At 44.4% G+C, this 15,499-nt stretch carries 13 protein-coding genes, 1 tRNA gene and 1 riboswitch; of the genes, 10 read left to right on the top strand and 4 right to left on the bottom strand.

Annotation, left to right across the window (positions count from 1 at the left end):
* Positions 1 to 94: 94 nt before the first annotated feature.
* The gene (locus tag L1D55_RS19405) at positions 95 to 1,339 is read right to left on the bottom strand and encodes a carbohydrate porin (protein ID WP_136973539.1); all 1,245 of its coding nucleotides are present in this window, start codon (positions 1,337 to 1,339) and stop codon (positions 95 to 97) included.
* Positions 1,340 to 2,171: 832 nt separating this feature from the next.
* On the opposite strand from L1D55_RS19405, the gene L1D55_RS19400 reads away from it, so the two are divergent.
* Both L1D55_RS19400 and melB read left to right on the top strand, forming a co-directional pair.
* Positions 2,172 to 4,289 carry an alpha-galactosidase gene (locus L1D55_RS19400; protein WP_239918510.1) on the top strand — a complete coding sequence of 706 codons (2,118 nt, stop codon included), beginning with the start codon at positions 2,172 to 2,174 and terminating at the stop codon, positions 4,287 to 4,289.
* A 478-nt stretch (positions 4,290 to 4,767) separates the two neighbouring features.
* Positions 4,768 to 6,141 carry a melibiose:sodium transporter MelB gene (gene melB, locus L1D55_RS19395; RefSeq protein WP_123301229.1) on the top strand — a complete coding sequence of 458 codons (1,374 nt, stop codon included), beginning with the start codon at positions 4,768 to 4,770 and terminating at the stop codon, positions 6,139 to 6,141.
* A 299-nt stretch (positions 6,142 to 6,440) separates the two neighbouring features.
* Here the strand turns inward: melB and L1D55_RS19390 are convergent.
* A tRNA-Asn gene (locus tag L1D55_RS19390) sits at positions 6,441 to 6,516 on the bottom strand.
* Positions 6,517 to 7,025: 509 nt separating this feature from the next.
* Here L1D55_RS19390 and uvrB point away from each other — a divergent pair.
* The 3 genes from uvrB (at position 7,026) to luxU (ending at position 11,098) form a co-directional block, all read left to right on the top strand.
* Complete coding sequence (uvrB, locus tag L1D55_RS19385; protein ID WP_239918509.1) at positions 7,026 to 9,056, top strand: excinuclease ABC subunit UvrB; 2,031 nt, start codon at positions 7,026 to 7,028, stop codon at positions 9,054 to 9,056.
* 285 nt (positions 9,057 to 9,341) lie between these two features.
* A complete protein-coding gene (luxO, locus tag L1D55_RS19380; RefSeq protein WP_032553998.1) occupies positions 9,342 to 10,730 on the top strand; it encodes a quorum-sensing sigma-54 dependent transcriptional regulator LuxO in 1,389 nt (462 codons plus the stop codon).
* Between the two features lie 23 nt (positions 10,731 to 10,753).
* Complete coding sequence (gene luxU / locus L1D55_RS19375) at positions 10,754 to 11,098, top strand: quorum-sensing phosphorelay protein LuxU (RefSeq protein ID WP_004737341.1); 345 nt, start codon at positions 10,754 to 10,756, stop codon at positions 11,096 to 11,098.
* Between the two features lie 77 nt (positions 11,099 to 11,175).
* On the opposite strand, the gene L1D55_RS19370 is transcribed toward luxU, so the two are convergent.
* On the bottom strand, positions 11,176 to 12,063 hold the full coding sequence (locus L1D55_RS19370) for a YvcK family protein (protein WP_239918508.1): 888 nt from the start codon (positions 12,061 to 12,063) through the stop codon (positions 11,176 to 11,178).
* 194 nt (positions 12,064 to 12,257) lie between these two features.
* A riboswitch (molybdenum cofactor riboswitch) is annotated at positions 12,258 to 12,410 on the top strand.
* Here L1D55_RS19370 and moaA point away from each other — a divergent pair.
* From moaA to moaE, 5 genes are all read left to right on the top strand, one after another.
* Positions 12,399 to 13,388: a GTP 3',8-cyclase MoaA gene (gene moaA / locus L1D55_RS19365; RefSeq protein WP_004737343.1), complete on the top strand. Its 990-nt coding sequence runs from the start codon at positions 12,399 to 12,401 to the stop codon at positions 13,386 to 13,388. It overlaps the preceding riboswitch by 12 nt.
* Positions 13,389 to 13,477: 89 nt before the next feature.
* Complete coding sequence (gene moaB, locus L1D55_RS19360; RefSeq protein ID WP_004737344.1) at positions 13,478 to 13,990, top strand: molybdenum cofactor biosynthesis protein B; 513 nt, start codon at positions 13,478 to 13,480, stop codon at positions 13,988 to 13,990.
* Between the two features lie 12 nt (positions 13,991 to 14,002).
* Positions 14,003 to 14,482 (top strand): cyclic pyranopterin monophosphate synthase MoaC, encoded by a 480-nt coding sequence (moaC, locus tag L1D55_RS19355; protein ID WP_004737345.1) that lies wholly within the window; start codon positions 14,003 to 14,005, stop codon positions 14,480 to 14,482.
* Positions 14,479 to 14,724: a molybdopterin synthase sulfur carrier subunit gene (gene moaD / locus L1D55_RS19350; protein WP_004737346.1), complete on the top strand. Its 246-nt coding sequence runs from the start codon at positions 14,479 to 14,481 to the stop codon at positions 14,722 to 14,724. Before moaC ends, moaD begins: the two co-directional genes overlap by 4 nt.
* Before the next feature lie 2 nt (positions 14,725 to 14,726).
* Positions 14,727 to 15,182 carry a molybdopterin synthase catalytic subunit MoaE gene (gene moaE / locus L1D55_RS19345; RefSeq protein WP_239918507.1) on the top strand — a complete coding sequence of 152 codons (456 nt, stop codon included), beginning with the start codon at positions 14,727 to 14,729 and terminating at the stop codon, positions 15,180 to 15,182.
* A gap of 100 nt (positions 15,183 to 15,282) precedes the next feature.
* Here moaE and L1D55_RS19340 read toward each other — a convergent pair.
* A partial coding sequence (locus tag L1D55_RS19340; protein ID WP_152966870.1) for an IS3 family transposase occupies positions 15,283 to 15,499 on the bottom strand: 217 nt, incomplete at its 5' end.

Genomic DNA, 15,499 nt, shown 5'->3' with positions numbered 1-15,499 from the left:
TTGTAAAGGGGGGAACCATTGGCTTCCCCATTAAATTTGCTATTCCAGTTTCAAGCGCCAACTCAATGGTTGAATTGACGCTTTGTTTCTGTGTTTACCACCAAGTTTCTACGTTGAAACCAAAGGTAATTTCATCGACGGTCTCTGCATTGATGCTCGTCGCCGTGCCATACACTTCGTTACCGCGGTCCCATTCGTTGTTGGATTCAGAGTACGTCGCAAAAATACGAATAGATGGACGAGCCCATACCCCTTTTCCAGCTTGGAACATTTGAGCCACGGTCACTTTATACATATCGTTGGTGCCCGAGCCGTTTTGAGCTTCTACCGTTTCGTAACCCACCTCTAATGCTGTCGACATGTAATCTGTCCAAGCATATTGAGGACGAGCTCCGACACTGAACCACTTCTCACCATCGTTGTTATCTAGGTTTTTGTCTTGATAAGCGATGGAGTACATCACTTGCACATCTTCACTGATATTCAAGTCACCGTGGTTAAATAGGCGCCAGCTAGAACCGTCGTGTTCCACGCCCGTGCTGTATTTTCTGTTTGAGCCACCTTCAGCACTCATTAACCCGCCTGCCAACGCATCGGTACCATATTGGAAAGCCAAGGTGTTTGAACCGTAGTTCCAAGCTTGACGGTAAAGAGCAGAGAGCATTGCGCCAGAAGTAGTAATGTCTTTATCGTCGTAGCTTGAGTTCTGCGTAGTTACGTAGTTTAGGCCGAGTGTTAGGTCCGCAGTTTCACTCAGTTCAATGCCACTTAAGCGGGCATCGATGTTATGAAGGCTGCGTCCATCGTCACTTGAAGAGTTTGGTGCCATCCAAGCTAAGTGAGCATCAGCAAAGCCGAGATCCCAATCTTCAATACCAAGACCGGTGCTGGATGTATCCCAGTACTTCACATCTATCATGTGGACTTCGTGGCGACGGTAAAAACGTTCACCTGCCCAAATTTTTGCGTTGGGTTGGCCGTCGATAAGCCCATGGCCTGCTGACCAAAGCTGAATCGTACTCACGTCTCCCCAGCTATCACCACTGCCTAGATAAATCGTGGTGTCAAAATAGGCGTCATTGTCACGCCATACATCGGCTTTAACTCCCGCTTCCCACCAATTTAGCTCATTACCTAAACGGTAGTTACCGTAACCCTGACCTGCTCGAATAACGTCGTTTCGTTCTCCTTTGCCGTCGTTATGTTGGTCATTGTCGGTGTAGATGTTGCCCCATTTTGCATAACCAAAATACGTTACGTTCTCCACTGCAGCGAAGCTGACTAATGGGGCGAGGGACAGAGTGAATCCTAATGCTTTGACTAGCATTTTTTGTTTCATGAAGTGTCTCCATTATTTTTTATTTATGGATATTTTTATGTTTGAGTCCTAACTCGATCGAGAGTGTAAATAAACCCTGGAAACGTTTTCATGATGAAGTTGGCATTTTTATGCTATTGATGGGTTTGTGATTATTTTGTGTGATTTTGATCTGATTATTGGGCTTGTAGAGGCGGTTTTACGCTAGATTTTGTGATTTTTAAGTGGAATCGTTTTCTTTGCTCAGTGCTATGCGGTGGTTTAGAGCGAGTGATGATGCTGTTGTTTGTCTTGAAAGTAGAGGTGAAGCGGGTGTGGGGTAGTTTGAGTGTCGGGTTGTTCGAGGGCTTTGGGGGAAAAGCAGCCCAGTTAATGATAACTGGGCTCGTGAGACAAGGAAGCAAGTATCAAAGCAAATGCAGCAGCAAGGCTACAAGCATTGTGTTCTGTACCGTCAAGCTGGAATGTAAAAGTTAGGACCCAGAGAGTCACTTCATAGATGTACTCGAAGATCTAAGAATACGAGTGTGATGTGATCAGTTCAAGAGGAAATGTATTTTAGCCTATGTGTTAATGGGATTTTTGATTTAATTTGCTGAATTTAAAGGATTAAATTGCCGTTAATTATCGTTTTATATTGCTTTATTTAGAGTGGAAAGTTCAATTCTACCTAGTGGTAGGCAATATGAGATGGAATGGTGGTCAATCTAAATCTTTGAATTAGGAGCTATTTACCAAAGTTATCAGTCTTAGATATTTACTGGAAACGTTTTCATGATTTCGAGTTTGATCACAGAAACTCTGGGCTCAATAACTATGATACGGGGTAATTAAACGCGTTAAGGTTAAAAAAATGACGAATAAATCCCTAATTGATATTACCGGTAAACACTCGCAACTGATTGTGGAACTTGGCGATTTTGCCGAAATTCTTCATTGGGGAGTCCCCGTTCGTGGTGATTTAGCCAACTACTGTGTTTCTCTTGAAAGGCCTGTTCCATATGGCCGCCTTGATAATGATGTTGCAATGTCACTGAGTCCCGAGCTCGGACGTGGCGTTTTCAGCAGCCCTGCACTAGAAGGGCACCGAGATGGAATGGATTGGGCGCCTGTTTTTTCTATTACAGACATTCGACAAACGCCATCGAGCTTACTCATTGAGAGTGAAGACCTACGAGCAGGCTTACGTTTAACAACAGAGCTATGTCTTGATGAACATGACGTCGTTAAATCCCGTCACACGCTAACCAATATTAAACCTGGGCTTTACCAGGTGAGTCGTCTGGCAAATACCTTGCCGTTACCTGCTAGAGCTAATGAGCTCATGACGTATTACGGCCGTTGGGTTCATGAGTTCCAAACGGTGCGTCAACCCTTACAACAAGGCGGGTATCAACAAGAAAACCGTCGCGGACGAACGTCTCATGAGCATTACCCAGCAATGGTTGTCGGTACATCCAACTTCAATGAAATGAACGGTGATGTGTGGGGGATTCACTTCGCTTGGAGTGGAAACCACAGATTACGTGCAGATGTAAAAGCAGACGGTCGTCGCTATGTGCAAGCCGAAGTGATTTATCTACCGGGCGAGATCGCATTGGATGAAGGCGAAACCTTAACAACGCCTTGGCTTTACGCGAGCTTCAGTGCTGCTGGCTTAAATGGAATGAGTCACCAATTCCATTCACACGTACGTCATTCAATTTTGCCGGAATCTTTCGTACAAAAACCTCGACCTATCCACCTGAATACATGGGAAGGTATCTATTTCGACCATGACCCTGATTACATTATGTCGATGGCTAGCCAAGCAGCTGAGATGGGGGTGGAGCGCTTTATCATTGATGATGGCTGGTTTAAAGGGCGTGATGGTGATAAAGCAGCATTAGGCGATTGGTTCTTAGATGAAGAAAAATACCCTAATGGTTTAAAGCCTGTCGTTGAACACGTGAATCAATTAGGTATGGAGTTTGGCTTGTGGTTTGAGCCAGAGATGATCAACAAAGATTCAGACTTATATCGAGCGCATCCTGATTGGTTGCTGGCGGTTGACGGCTATGATCAGCCGACAGGGCGCAATCAATATGTTATCGATCTCCAGAATCAACAGGCATTCGACTTCTTATTTGAGCGCCTTGACCATTTTTTGAGCCAATACAATATCGCTTACATCAAGTGGGATATGAATCGAGAAGTTGTACAACCTGCACACTTAGGTAGAGCGGCTGCTCACCAACAAACGGCTCGCTATTATGAGTTGGTCGACAAAGTGCGAGCGAAGCACCCAGCAGTCGATATTGAATCTTGTGCAGCGGGTGGTGGACGCATTGATTTTGAAGTCCTTAAGCGTACACAACGTTTTTGGGCATCTGATAACAATGACGCTCTGGAAAGGCAAACGATTCAACGTGGAATGAGTTACTTTTTCCCGCCTGAGGTGATGGGAAGCCATATCGGAGCAAGCCACTGCCACAGTACTCGTCGTCGCCATAGCATTGAGTTTCGTGGGCTCACGGCACTTTTTGGTCACATGGGTATTGAATTAGATCCTGTGAAAGAAGTCGAAGAAGAGAAACAGGGCTTTGAACACTATATTCGTTTACATAAGATGTTGCGTCCATTGCTGCATAGTGGGCGAACTTGGCGAATTCCGACAGACGATAACGCTCATCAAATACATGCGGTGGTGTCAGAAGATACATCAGAGGCTGTTGTCATGGTGGCACAACTGGCGATGCCAACTAATTCATTGAGTGGGCACTTACGAATCCCTGGGTTAGATCCGCAAAGTATCTATGAGGTGTCTGTGATAGACAAGCCTGCTAATTACAGCGACATCGTTAATTATCAACCACCTTGGACGGAATCTGGGTGCGAGCTGTCTGGAGCATGGTGTGCTGAGGTTGGTTTGACAATGCCAATCCTTGACGCTGAAACCGCGATGTTGATTAAGTTTGAGCGTATCGATTAACTCATATAGATAATTTTGAAATCCATGAACCGCACAAGGAGACTTGTGCGGTTTTTTATTGCCATGAACAACGTTACTTTGGCTTCGCAAAAATGAATCGAGCTCGTTTTTGGCAGTAAGAATCCATGTTGATAACAGGTCGTAGTATTCGCTTTCTGTAATCGTTCTCATAAAGGTGAGTATGTAATAGATGATTTTCATGACTTAAATCGCGCTTACTCTCTAAAAATAAGAGTGATTTATTGTTTGATCTCTCACTTTGATAATTGGACTGAAAACGTTTCCATGAAGTGGTTGTTGATCACAGTATCAATTAAGGCGAATGGTTACATTAGCGTCGGACTTGATACTTGAGTGTTTTAAGAAGCGACCAAAGAGTGGCTCTAAAACGGAACTTAAGTGGATGAATTATTATAAATAAAAGGTGAGCGTTTCAACGTCTGTTAGGAGATGGGGTTACGTGCCTGAAGGAAATATTATGTCTGATCAAATTACTCTACAAACCAAATTATCTTATGGACTTGGGGCTCTCGGTAAAGATTTTGCCTGTGCTCCGATCTACATCTTCCTGATGTTCTATTTTACGGATGTTGCTGGGCTTTCAGCGGCGTTCGTGGGTACCATCTTTTTAGCCGCTCGTATCGTCGATGCGGTGACCGACCCAATGATGGGCGTTATCGTTGATAACACACGCTCTAAGTTTGGTAAATTCCGACCTTGGATTGTGATTGGTACTCTATTAAATGCGGTAGTGCTCGTTGGTCTTTTCAGTACGCACATGTTTGAAGGCACTACGTTATACATTTATGCGGCGGCTGCTTATATCTTATGGGGTCTTACTTACACCATTATGGATATTCCATACTGGTCTATGATTCCTGCGCTATCAAGTTCTCGTCAAGAGCGTGAAAAGCTTGTGGTTTGGCCGAGACTGTTTGCTAGCTTAGCGTGGTTTATTACGGGTACTTACGGTTTACACATTGTTGGTAAGTTAGGTGATGGTGACCAAGGACAAGGCTTCTTCAACGTTGCTATGTTGATTGCGGTATTGTTCGTGATGAGCGCGTTCTTGATTGCTCGTAATGTAAAAGAAAAATCAGCACCAGCGAACGCTAAACCTGCTGAACGTTTCAGCTTCAAAGATGTACTGGTTATCATTGGTAAAAATGACCAACTAAAAGCGCTTATCGGTACGGTATTGTCGTTCCAAATTGCTAACTTGTTGGTAGGTGGTTTTGCTATTTACTACTTCTCTTACGCATTAGGCAACGCAGACTTGTTCCCAGTTTATATGATGGTTGCAGGTATTGCTGAAGTTGCAGGTGTGTTCTTGTTCCCTCGTATCGCTTCTGCGCTGCCACGTAAACATCTATGGGTTATCGCTTGTGGTTTCCCTGTGTTGTCTTGTATCACGCTGCTAATCATGGGCTTCATTGCTCCAGGTAACGCGATTTTAATTGGTATTGCTGGTGCGGCAATTAAGTTTGGTGTGGGCATCGCGAACGCACTTCAAACGGTTATGCTAGCGGATGTTGTGGATTACGGTGAGCATAAAACAGGTCGTCGTAGCGAGAGTGTTATTTTCTCTGTTCAAACTATGCTTGTGAAGTTTGCAGGCGCAGCGGGTGGTTTCATCGTGGGTATCGGCTTATCAATCGTCGGTTACGTACCAAACGTGGAACAGTCTGACAGCACAATTATGGGTTTACAATTTATGATGGTAGGACTGCCTGCCATTCTAATGACGGTAAGCGCTCTTGTTTACAAGCGTTACTACCATCTACATGAAGGTTTTGATAAAGAACAAGCGGATCAAGAGACACAGGTGAATGCTGTTACTGCTGAAGCATAAGCACACTGTTTAATCTAGAATAAAGCTCAGTTTAGTCACTAAGCCCAAACGCCTCCTTGTGAGGCGTTTTTTTATGGGTGTTAGCTAATCAAAGTTGTGCCTGTCGAGCTGTTGTTTCGACTAAAACGCAAAAAGCCGCATCGAGTGATGCGGCTTCTTAAATTTGGTCGTCTTGTCGATACTTGAACGCGGGCGGGTGGGACGGTCCGACGTTTCGGCTGAGACATTAACTTGGAACAAGTTAGTCGCAGTTAAAACGAAAAAAGCTCAATCTTTCGATTGAGCTTTTTTCTAAAATTTGGCTCCCCCTGCGGGACTCGAACCTGCGACATACGGATTAACAGTCCGCCGTTCTACCAACTGAACTAAGGGGGAATTGCTTGTTAGCGACGCGAATTTTAATAAGAGTCCTATTTTCTGTCAATAAAAAATCACAGAAAAAAATCAGATAAAAAACTTTACTTTCTTGAATGCCTTATTGGATTTGGCTTTGCTTTAGTTATCCACCAAAATTGTGGATAAGTGTGTGTGTGAAACTTTAACAACAATAGCTTGGATAAATCTGAAAATGTAAAAAATCGATCTAACTTGATGTATTTAAAGGGGTGTTTGCAATTTATTACGATTGTATAATTTTTCTTGATTACAAAGGGAACAGTAAAACAAGCGGTATTTTTAGATTTTTTGGGGAAAAGTAGTGGATTAAAAATCGAGTAATTTAGCTGAGGAAACTTTGCAGGGGCACGGATAATACCAAGTTCTAAAATTAAAAGCTATAACTGATCTCTAATCTTAAGATGCATTTCTCCAGATAATAGTTGCATCGACACTCCTCCTAGAGTAACAATGACCTGATTAAAAAAACAGTATGGAAATGGCGACCTATGAGTAAACTTTTTGATTTGGTATCGGACTACAGTCCGTCCGGTGACCAGCCGACTGCGATTACCCAATTACTAGATGGACTGGATTCTGGTCTTGCACATCAAACTCTATTAGGGGTAACGGGGTCGGGTAAAACCTTTACGCTTGCTAACGTCATTTCCCAATCTCAAAGACCAGCAATCCTATTAGCGCCGAATAAGACGTTGGCTGCTCAACTCTATGGTGAAATGAAGTCTTTCTTTCCAAATAACGCTGTTGAGTATTTCGTTTCTTACTATGACTACTACCAACCAGAAGCCTATGTTCCAACCACGGATACATTTATTGAGAAAGATGCGTCTGTAAACGCTCATATTGAACAAATGAGGCTCTCGGCGACTAAGGCCCTATTAGAAAGAAAAGATGCCATTATCGTTGCGTCTGTTTCCGCTATCTATGGTTTGGGTGACCCTAAGTCTTATTTGAAAATGATGCTTCACTTGAGCCGTGGAGAGATCATGGATCAGCGCGATATCTTGCGTCGTTTGGCCGAACTTCAATATTCCAGAAACGATGTAGCGTTTGAGCGTGGTCAGTTCCGTGTTCGTGGTGAAGTGATTGATATCTTCCCGGCTGAATCCGACCAAGATGCAGTACGAATCGAGATGTTTGATGATGAAGTCGACTGTATCAGTATCTTCGACCCGCTAACTGGCGCTATTAAACAAAGAGATTTGCCACGCTTTACGGTATATCCAAAGACGCACTACGTGACACCGAGAGAAAAAATCCTTGAAGCGATCGAGAACATCAAAGATGAGCTGCGAGATCGTGCCCAATACCTGAAAGACAATAATAAACTTCTCGAAGAGCAACGCATCTCGCAAAGAACTCAATTTGATATCGAGATGATGACAGAGCTTGGTTTCTGCTCGGGCATTGAAAACTACTCACGTTACTTGAGTGGTCGTGCTGAAGGTGAAGCGCCTCCAACATTGTTCGACTACTTGCCTGATGATGGTCTGCTGATCATCGATGAGTCACACGTTACCGTGCCGCAAATCGGCGCGATGTATAAAGGTGACCGCTCTCGCAAGGAGACCTTGGTTGAATTTGGTTTCCGTCTGCCTTCTGCGCTAGACAACCGACCAATGAAGTTCGATGAGTTTGAATCGATTGCCCCACAAACGATTTTTGTTTCAGCAACGCCAGGTAATTACGAGCTTGAAAAGTCCGATGGTGAGGTTGCTGATCAGGTTGTTCGTCCAACGGGCCTGTTAGACCCTATTATTGAAGTAAGGCCAGTAGCGACTCAGGTGGATGACTTGTTGTCTGAAATCAGAATACGTTCAGATAAAGATGAGCGTGTATTAGTAACAACGCTAACCAAGAGAATGGCAGAAGACCTAACTGAATATCTCACAGAACACGGTGTGAAAGTGCGTTACTTACACTCAGACATCGATACTGTAGAGCGTGTAGAGATTATTCGAGATCTCCGTTTAGGCGAGTTTGATGTGTTAGTGGGTATTAACTTACTTCGTGAGGGCTTGGATATGCCTGAGGTATCGCTGGTGGCGATTCTGGATGCTGACAAAGAAGGTTTCTTGCGTTCTGAACGCTCTCTGATCCAAACGATCGGTCGTGCAGCTCGTAACCTTGAAGGTAAGGCGATCTTATACGGTGACTCAATCACTAAATCGATGAAAAAGGCGATTGATGAAACAGAGCGACGTCGAGAGAAGCAGCAGGCTTATAACGAAGAGCAAGGTATTACGCCACAAGCTCTGAAGCGCAACATTAAAGATATCATGGAGTTGGGTGATATCACGAAGTCGAAGCAACAGCGTCAATCTAAACAGGTGCCATTGTCTAAGGTGGCAGAGCCTTCACAGAGCTATGCTGTGCTGACGCCACAACAACTCGATAAAGAGATCAGTAAGCTGGAAGCGGCGATGTACCAACATGCTCAAAACTTAGAGTTTGAGTTGGCGGCACAGAAACGTGATGAAATTGAGCAGCTGAGAAAGCAGTTCATTACCAATAGCTAAACGTTATTTCGGTCAAACCTTCCTTTTGATGGTGCTCTAGACAAAAAAACAGCCAGTAGGAATTGTTCTACTGGCTTACGTTTGTGAACACTAAGTCCACTAACAACGTCAGTTGGCTAGGTGACCCGAAGGTCATCTGAATGACTGCATCCTTCATGCCATATAGATAAGATATTGATTGTTTGAAGTCGGTATAGAAATACAATACAAATATTGTGGCCAATTTGCATAATGCAAAGCGGAATGCGACTATAATAAGAAATGCAAATTATAAATGGCTAGGATATGCAATCAAAAACGCTAGATAACAAATCAAAGTATTTGTTGATGGTAGAGGATACCGCCTCGGTAGCAGCTTTGTACCGCTCGTATCTTACACCGCTCGAAATTGATATCAATATTGTCGGCACTGGCCGCGATGCAATTGAGAGTTTGAATCATCGAATCCCTGACCTAATTTTATTAGATCTACGTCTACCTGATATGACGGGTATGGACGTGCTATTTGCGGTTAAACAAAAGTATCCCGAGGTGCCTGTTATCTTCATGACAGCTCACGGTTCGATTGATACCGCAGTTGAAGCGATGCGTCATGGTTCTCAAGACTTCCTTATCAAACCGTGTGAAGCTGACCGTTTACGTATTACGGTCAACAACGCAATACGCAAAGCGACGAAATTAAAGAACAGTTCAGAGCACCCTGGAAACCAGAACTATCAAGGTTTCATCGGCAGTAGCCAAACTATGCAGCAGGTGTACCGAACTATTGATTCTGCCGCATCAAGTAAAGCGAGTATTTTCATTACTGGTGAAAGTGGTACCGGTAAAGAGGTGTGTGCAGAAGCTATTCACGCCGCGAGTAAGCGTGGTGATAAGCCGTTTATCGCAATTAACTGTGCTGCCATTCCCAAGGACTTGATTGAAAGTGAACTGTTTGGTCACGTGAAAGGGGCATTTACAGGGGCGGCAACAGATCGTCAAGGCGCTGCTGAACTGGCTGATGGCGGCACCTTGTTCCTTGATGAGCTCTGTGAAATGGACCTTGAGTTGCAAACCAAGCTTTTGCGCTTTATCCAGACAGGCACCTTCCAAAAAGTGGGTTCTTCGAAGATGAAAAGCGTGGATGTTCGCTTTGTTTGTGCGACCAACCGTGACCCATGGAAAGAAGTACAAGAAGGGCGCTTTAGAGAAGATTTATACTATCGTTTGTATGTAATTCCTCTGCACTTGCCGCCATTGCGTGAGCGTGGTGAAGATGTCATCGAGATTGCATACTCACTGCTAGGCTACATGTCAGTGGAAGAGGGCAAAGCGTTTGTGCGTTTTGCTCAGGAAGTGCTGGATCGTTTCAATCAATATGAGTGGCCGGGTAACGTTCGTCAGCTGCAGAACGTATTGCGAAATGTCGTGGTATTGAACAACGGTAAAGAGATAACGCTTAATATGCTGCCACCACCGTTAAATCAACCGATTGAAAATAGCCTACGCTTGAAAGAGAAGCAGAGTGAAGACATTACGGTAAAAGATATTTTCCCACTGTGGATCACTGAAAAAACAGCTATCGAGCAGGCGATTAAAGCGTGTGATGGTAATATTCCGCGAGCGGCTGGTTTCTTGGATGTGAGTCCGTCAACTATCTACCGTAAGTTGCAAGCGTGGAACGCAAAACAGTAATCACCAAACGATAAGACATAACAATGACCAAAGTATTGAATCAGCAAAAAGTTGATGAGCTTGCCGGTGAAATCGGGCAAGAGAATGTTCCGGTGTTACTGGAGATCTTTTTAGGTGAGTTGAAAGGCTATTATGAGCACCTAGAGATCAATAAGGAGTCAGATACTTCAAAGTATTTAGCGGATATCAGCCATGCCCTAAAGAGCAGTGCTGCGAGCTTTGGTGCTGACTCTCTGTGTAGCTTCGCTATTGGTTTAGACAGCAAAGTAAAACAGTCACTTCCAATTACTGATGGCGATTTTGAAGATATGCAGTCACTGTTGCTTTCAACGTACACTGAGTACCAGCAGTTGATGACGGATCTCTAAAGCAGAGAACGACTACAGAAACTAAAAAAGGAGCATCGTGCTCCTTTTTTGTTTGTCGTTTGAGCTGAGGTTATGTTTTAAGCCAGTTGAGCTTCGATTGCTTGTTGTAGTTTCACGCGATCATGACGCCAATCTCGATTTGCAGATGCAAGATCCGTGGTGACACAGTTCCATTGCCCTTCAAGCTCGGGATGTGGCTCATTACCAAGAACAATGTCTATCTTGCGTGCTTTGCAGGTACGTTCACACCACTCAAGTTGCTCCTCAAGTGTCATTTTACCCGCTGGGCCGTGCTCTGGTGATAAGTTTTCGACGAAGATCAGCTTAGCATGGGTATTGTCGGAAATCGCTTTACCAATTTCTGGCAGCAGAAGTGGTGGCATCACACTGGTCAAAAAGCTGCCTGGCCCAAGCACGATGCAGTCCGCTTGTTCTACAGCAGCCACCGCTTCTTTTGTAGCAGGTACTTCTGGCGACAGGTCCATCATGCGCAGTTTCTCTGTCATGTCATCGACATTGGTTTCGCCGGTAACCCAGTGCCCATCCATCGACAACGCGGTAAGGTCTGACGGATGCTCAGTCATTGGGACAATATTGACATCGACCTTCAACATATTACGAATTAGGTTAATTGCTTCTAGCGGGCGAACGGAAAGGTTGTCTAATGCGGTTAGCATTAGGTTGCCTAAGTTATGGCCATCGAGTTCGCCTTGTCCACGAAAACGATATTCAAACATCATAGAGCTAATAGAGGGTTCTGTGATCAACTGGTTAATACAGTTTCGGGTATCACCCCATGCAATGCCGCCTTGGCAATCTCGAATGCGTCCGGTGGAACCACCGTTGTCAGTTGTAGCAACTATGCCGGTTGCGTTACTACCAAAATCTTTTAATGCCGCCAGCATACGACCTAAGCCATGGCCACCACCGATTGCGACCACTTTCTTTGAAGTGTAAATGTTCATTTTTTATTCTTGTTAGAGGATTACCAACTATAATTTAGGTTAAATGCTTCTCGCCAGATACTCAACAAGAGTTATTTTGAGCGTTTGACACGTTTTTTTTGCCGATGTGACTCGTTTTTTGTCATCAGAGCTAGATTCACGTACAAATATTAAGTATTTTATTACTCAGCTACTGCGCGTTCGAATATAACGTGCAGTTGCCATAACTCCGAGCTCTCGCATGCTAAGTCGCACAGTGGTATTTGCTGTACCGATACGCATTAAGAGCCAGTGACATGTTGTCACAAGGGCTTAATTGGAAATGATTATGCCTCCCGTGTTTGGAAAGGTGTTCCGTGGCGCAACAATTCGAAGATAGATTCCATCGCAAGTTTTATTACTTGCGCTTGTCGGTTACAGACGTCTGTAACTTTAAATGTACTTACTGCTTGCCGGATGGTTATAAACCGTCAGGGCAAAAAAACTCGTCTTTTTTAAGTGTTCCCGAGATCAAACGTGTCGTTAAAGCGTTTGCAGATTGTGGCACCTCAAAGATCCGCATTACAGGCGGAGAGCCGAGCCTGCGTAAAGACTTCCCTGAAATTATTCAAACCGTTGCCAACACTCCCGGTATCAAAAAAGTTGCTACGACAACTAACGGCTACCGTATGGAGAAACAAGTAGGGCAGTGGCGTGATGCTGGTTTAACTCACATTAACGTAAGCGTAGATAGCTTAGATCCGCGCATGTTCCATCAGATCACTGGTGAGAATAAGTTTACTGAGGTAATGCGAGGCATTGATAAAGCGTTTGAGGTTGGCTTTGAACAAGTCAAAGTAAACGTAGTATTGATGAAAGACCTCAATAGCCAAGAGTTACCTGCCTTCCTTAATTGGATCAAAGACAAACCGATTCAACTGCGTTTTATCGAGCTGATGAAAACCGGCGAGATGGACGAGTTGTTTGATAAACACCATGTGTCAGGCGTTGCGATTCGTAACCAACTTATTGCTAATGGTTGGTTGCTTAAAGTGAGAGCCGTTAATGATGGCCCTGCGCAAGTGTTCGTTCACCCAGACTACAAGGGGGAAATTGGTTTGATCATGCCTTACGAGAAAGACTTTTGTGAGAGTTGTAACCGACTGCGCGTTTCTGCGACCGGTAAGCTTCACCTATGTCTGTTTGGCGATCACGGTGTTGAACTGAGAGATTTGATTCAAGAAGATCAACAAGAGCAAGAGCTCATCGATCGAATACAGGCTCAGCTACAAACCAAGTCCGTTAGCCACTTCTTACATGATGGCAACAGCGGTATGACTCCAAACTTGGCGTCAATCGGCGGTTAACCCGCATACACTCAAACGTATTTTATCGCTCAGCTTATTTAGGCTGAGCGAGCCAGTCTAATCATTGAAAAATTTATATAGGTGAACAAATGGGTCACGCAGAAAGCAAATTTCAAGCAGCAAACATTGCAGTACTAACAGTTTCAGATACACGTACAGAAGAAAACGATACGTCAGGTGGTTACTTAGCTGAGAATGCTAAAGAAGCAGGCCACAACGTAGTTGATAAGCAAATCGTTATCGATGACATGTACAAGATCCGTGCGATCGTATCAAAGTGGATCGCTGATGAAAGCGTACAAGCGATCATGATCACTGGCGGTACTGGTTTCACTTCTCGTGACAGCACTCCTGAAGCGCTTAAGCCACTGTTCGACAAAGAAGTAGAAGGCTTTGGTGAGCTATTCCGTCAAGTGTCTTACGAAGAGATCGGCACCTCGACAATTCAATCTCGCGCAATTGCGGGCTTTGCTAACCACACGGTTATCTTTGCAATGCCGGGCTCTACAGGCGCTTGTCGCACAGGTTGGACTAAGATCATCAAGCAACAGATGGATGCTAGCCACCGCCCTTGTAACTTCATGCCACACCTTTCTGTATAAGGCGGTTTTAGCATGAGCCAATTTACACACATTAACGCGTCTGGCGAAGCGAACATGGTCGATGTATCGGCTAAGGCTGAAACGGTACGTGAAGCAAGAGCTGAAGCATTTGTTCAAATGTCGGCAGAAACGCTGCAACTGATTGTCTCTGGTAGCCACCACAAGGGTGATGTTTTCGCTACGGCACGTATTGCGGGTATTCAAGCGGCTAAGAAGACGTGGGATCTAATTCCACTTTGTCACCCTCTACTATTAACGAAGGTAGAAGTGCAGCTTGAAGCTATCGAGTCTGAAAACAAGGTTCGCATTGAATCTGTTTGTAAGCTTGCAGGCAAGACGGGCGTAGAAATGGAAGCGCTAACGGCTGCTTCAGTTGCTGCGTTGACCATTTACGATATGTGTAAAGCTGTTCAGAAAGACATTGTTATCGAGAATGTACGCCTGCTAGAGAAGACAGGTGGTAAATCAGGTCACTTTAAGGTGGAATCATGATTACAGTACTTTTCTTTGCGCAAACTCGTGAACTTGTTGGCGTAGACAGCGTTGAAGTGGATGCTCAGTTTAAGACGATTGAGGCGATTCGTAGCCACCTTGTTACGCAAGAAGGCAAATGGGATATCGCATTGGAAGAGGGCAAGCTTCTGGCTGCTCTTAATCAATCAATTGTGCCTCTGACGACTGAAGTGAAAGACGGTGACGAAGTTGCGTTCTTCCCACCTGTAACTGGAGGCTAGTCATGGATTCAAGAGTAGTAGTGACTTCTGAGGACTTCTCTGTTGCTGATGAGTACGCGTTTCTCTCTGAAGGAACCTCTGCAGGTGCTGTAGTAACTTTTGTTGGTAAAGTTCGCGACATGAACCTTGGCGACAATGTGATTGGTTTGTCTTTGGAGCACTATCCAGGCATGACAGAAAAGTCGCTGAGCGAGATCTGTGACCAGGCTGAAGCGCGTTGGCCTATCCAGAAGATGCGAGTTATCCACCGTGTCGGTGACCTAGATATTGGCGACCAGATTGTTTATGTTGGCGTCTCTAGTGCACACCGTGGTGCCGCATTTGAAGCGTGTGAGTTTGTTATGGACTTCTTAAAAACGAAAGCACCTTTTTGGAAAAAAGAACGCACTACTGAAGCAACTCGTTGGGTTGATTCCCGTGACTCTGATGCGAAAGCGGCGGAGCGCTGGGAGAAGTAATCTCTCTTAAAGTGATGTTGCTTCAACATTTACTCATTTGTATATGAGACAGTCAAAAGCCGACCATTTTGATGTGACCCCGTAAAGTTGGACATTTCTGTTAAGCGGCTTTCAAGGCCTGAGTTCGATATTCTATCGGAGTCAGGCCTTTTAGTTTCACTTTTATACGTTTGGTATTGTAGTACTCGATGTATTCTTTAATTTGCTCTATCAGAGCATCTGCATCTTCAAAGCTTTGGTTGTGATACATCTCTGTTTTGAGTAAAGCAAAAAAGTTTTCAGCAACCGCATTATCCAAGCAGTTACCTTTTCTCGAC

This window comes from Vibrio sp. Isolate22 (genome assembly GCF_022398115.1).
Classification (GTDB): Bacteria; Pseudomonadota; Gammaproteobacteria; order Enterobacterales; family Vibrionaceae; genus Vibrio.
The sequence above is the reverse complement of the archived record's forward strand: the minus strand, read 5'-3'. Positions and strand labels throughout refer to the sequence as shown.

Excerpts from the sequence above, each read along its gene's own strand:
- L1D55_RS19405 (WP_136973539.1), bottom strand. The coding sequence starts at position 1,339 with ATGAAACAAAAAATGCTAGTCAAAGCATTAGGATTCACTCTGTCCCTC.
- L1D55_RS19400 (WP_239918510.1), top strand. The coding sequence starts at position 2,172 with ATGACGAATAAATCCCTAATTGATATTACCGGTAAACACTCGCAACTG.
- melB (WP_123301229.1), top strand. The coding sequence starts at position 4,768 with ATGTCTGATCAAATTACTCTACAAACCAAATTATCTTATGGACTTGGG.
- uvrB (WP_239918509.1), top strand. The coding sequence starts at position 7,026 with ATGAGTAAACTTTTTGATTTGGTATCGGACTACAGTCCGTCCGGTGAC.
- luxO (WP_032553998.1), top strand. The coding sequence starts at position 9,342 with ATGCAATCAAAAACGCTAGATAACAAATCAAAGTATTTGTTGATGGTA.
- luxU (WP_004737341.1), top strand. The coding sequence starts at position 10,754 with ATGACCAAAGTATTGAATCAGCAAAAAGTTGATGAGCTTGCCGGTGAA.
- L1D55_RS19370 (WP_239918508.1), bottom strand. The coding sequence starts at position 12,063 with ATGAACATTTACACTTCAAAGAAAGTGGTCGCAATCGGTGGTGGCCAT.
- moaB (WP_004737344.1), top strand. The coding sequence starts at position 13,478 with ATGGGTCACGCAGAAAGCAAATTTCAAGCAGCAAACATTGCAGTACTA.
- moaC (WP_004737345.1), top strand. The coding sequence starts at position 14,003 with ATGAGCCAATTTACACACATTAACGCGTCTGGCGAAGCGAACATGGTC.
- moaD (WP_004737346.1), top strand. The coding sequence starts at position 14,479 with ATGATTACAGTACTTTTCTTTGCGCAAACTCGTGAACTTGTTGGCGTA.
- moaE (WP_239918507.1), top strand. The coding sequence starts at position 14,727 with ATGGATTCAAGAGTAGTAGTGACTTCTGAGGACTTCTCTGTTGCTGAT.